The sequence below is a fragment of the Pseudorhodobacter sp. genome (assembly GCF_030452865.1).
GTDB lineage: Bacteria > Pseudomonadota > Alphaproteobacteria > Rhodobacterales > Rhodobacteraceae > Pseudorhodobacter.
On sequence record NZ_JAKDLJ010000524.1, the window covers coordinates 1 to 2,064 of the forward strand.

The 2,064-nt window shown below is 61.4% G+C and carries 2 protein-coding genes; one reads left to right on the forward strand and one right to left on the reverse strand.

Annotation, left to right across the window (positions count from 1 at the left end; genetic code table 11):
* The coding region (locus tag L0H65_RS18980) for a YeeE/YedE thiosulfate transporter family protein (RefSeq protein ID WP_301460756.1) at positions 1 to 481 on the forward strand (481 nt) is incomplete at its 5' end.
* A gap of 46 nt (positions 482 to 527) precedes the next feature.
* On the opposite strand, the gene L0H65_RS18985 is transcribed toward L0H65_RS18980, so the two are convergent.
* The gene (locus L0H65_RS18985; protein ID WP_301460757.1) at positions 528 to 1,808 is read right to left on the reverse strand and encodes a DUF3422 family protein; all 1,281 of its coding nucleotides are present in this window, start codon (positions 1,806 to 1,808) and stop codon (positions 528 to 530) included.
* Positions 1,809 to 2,064 lie beyond the last annotated feature (256 nt).

The following is a 2,064-nucleotide window of genomic DNA, read 5'->3' on the forward strand; positions in this document are numbered from 1 at the left end:
GCCGCTGCGCAGCGTCGCACTTGGGGTGTTGATCGGTGCGCTGGTGCCGCTGGCCTGGGTTGGGACCGGCTTTGTACTGCTGGATGAATTTGATCCGATCACGATGGAAAGCCTCAGCTTCACCTCGCCATTGGCAGATGCGCTGTTCTGGAGCATCGCCTCCACCTCCGTTGCGGCGGGTTTCGGCATCGGGCTGTTCGGCGGCACGGTGGTAGGCGCGCTGCTATCCTCGCTCGCCTCCCGCCGCTTTCAATGGCAAAGTTTCGCAACCCCGAATGAGACAGGGCGCTATCTGACCGGTGGCGTTCTGATGGGGATTGGCGGCGTGCTGGCCGGCGGCTGCACCGTTGGGGCCGGGCTTGCCGGGATTCCGACGCTTTCGGTCGCAGCGCTGCTGGCGCTTGGCTCCATCGCTTTAGGTGCCATGTTGGCAGATCGGGCCTTGTCCCCCAAAGGCAGCACAAAACCGGTGTTTGGTTAACGCCAGCTTTTCTGCGCTTGAAAGGTCCGCCCCCGGCGGGCCTTTTTCAATGGAATCTGCGCTTGATCCGCTGCACCATGGCCCAGACACCCAAGATCACGACGGGCACCATCACCGCCATCGCAAAACCTTTGGAAATCCCCAAACCCTGCGTCACCGGATACGCGACATATGCGAGCAGGTTGACCGCATAATAGCTGATGGCGACGACCGAAAGCCCCTCCACCGTGGTTTGCAACCGCAGTTGCAGGTCGGCGCGGGCATCCATACTTTCCAGCAACCGCTGGTTCTGGGCGGAGCGTTCGACATCCACCCGCGTCCGCAACAACTCCGCCGCGCGGGTCGCCCGCTCCGCCATGCTGCGCAACCGCGCCTCGGTTGATTTCACCGTCCGCATCGCCGGATCATAGCGACGGGTCATGAACTCACCAAAACTTTGCCGCCCACCGATCCGAACCTCACGCAGAACCGCGATACGCTGGTTCACGATCGCCTCATACGCCTCGGTCGCGCCGAAGCGGAAACTGAACTGCACCGCCAACCGCTCCACCTCCGCAGAGATTTGAAGCAGCCTGTGCAGCACCTCCTCCGCCGATGGCCCGACCGCGTTCATCCCGGCAATCAGGTCGGAAAGCTGTGGATCAAGTCGATTGAGTTCCGCACCCAACGTCCGAGCGCGCATCAGGCCCAGCATCGACATCGCGCGGTAGGTTTCAATCTCACAGACGCGCTGGACAATACGGCCAACGCGGCGCGGATCCGTCCCCTTCTCGACGAAAACGGCAAAGCGCATATGACCCGCCGGATCAATGCGGAAATCACCGGCGATCACTCCTGCCCCGTCCACGATCCGGCTGATTGCAAGGCTTTCCGGCACGAACCATTGATCCAGAAGTGCCAGCATCTCCGCGTCCTGCGGCATTTCCTCCACCCGGATCAGAACCGATGTGAGGCGCTGGCCCGGTGCCTGACCCAGCCAATCGGCTGGGAAAACATCCGCCTCTGCCGGATCAAAGGCACGCGGGCTGACCCCGGCACCAAAGGCGCTATAGGTCACAAATTCGGTGTGGCTTTCCCATTTCAGATCATGCCGCCCGATGGGGCCGGAAAAATGGGTGGCATCAGGGTGCGGATGCGCGGAGCCATGTCGGCCCAACAGCGCCAATAGATGCGCCCGATCCGCCGCACGATCCCGGTTCACCGCGCGCTCCGGTTCCTTGATCGCAACATAAACCGCGTGACACGGCACAGTCAGCGACGGAAACGGCCGTGCATGAAGTTCATTCACAAGCGCATAGCGCAACGGGTGATCGGATATTTCAGCCATTCGTCATCAAGCCCCAAGTCGTTCGATGCCGCCAAGAACGCCACCTGCCCCGCCCTTGTAAATCCACGCGGTTGCCTGCGGCGCGGTGCGCAATGGTACACTGGTATTATCGCAACGCTTGCGCCGAAAAAGAAACGCCCCGCCGCTTCCGGCAGGGCGCATGAATTTTTGGCGAAAATTCGGGCGGGTCAGTCGATCAGCGGCAACAGCGCGTCAAGTGACTTCTTTGCATCGCCATAGAACATCCGCGTATTTT

Bases quoted from the DNA above. Each gene is read 5' to 3' on its own strand.
- L0H65_RS18985 (WP_301460757.1), bottom strand. From the start codon at position 1,808: ATGGCTGAAATATCCGATCACCCGTTGCGCTATGCGCTTGTGAATGAA.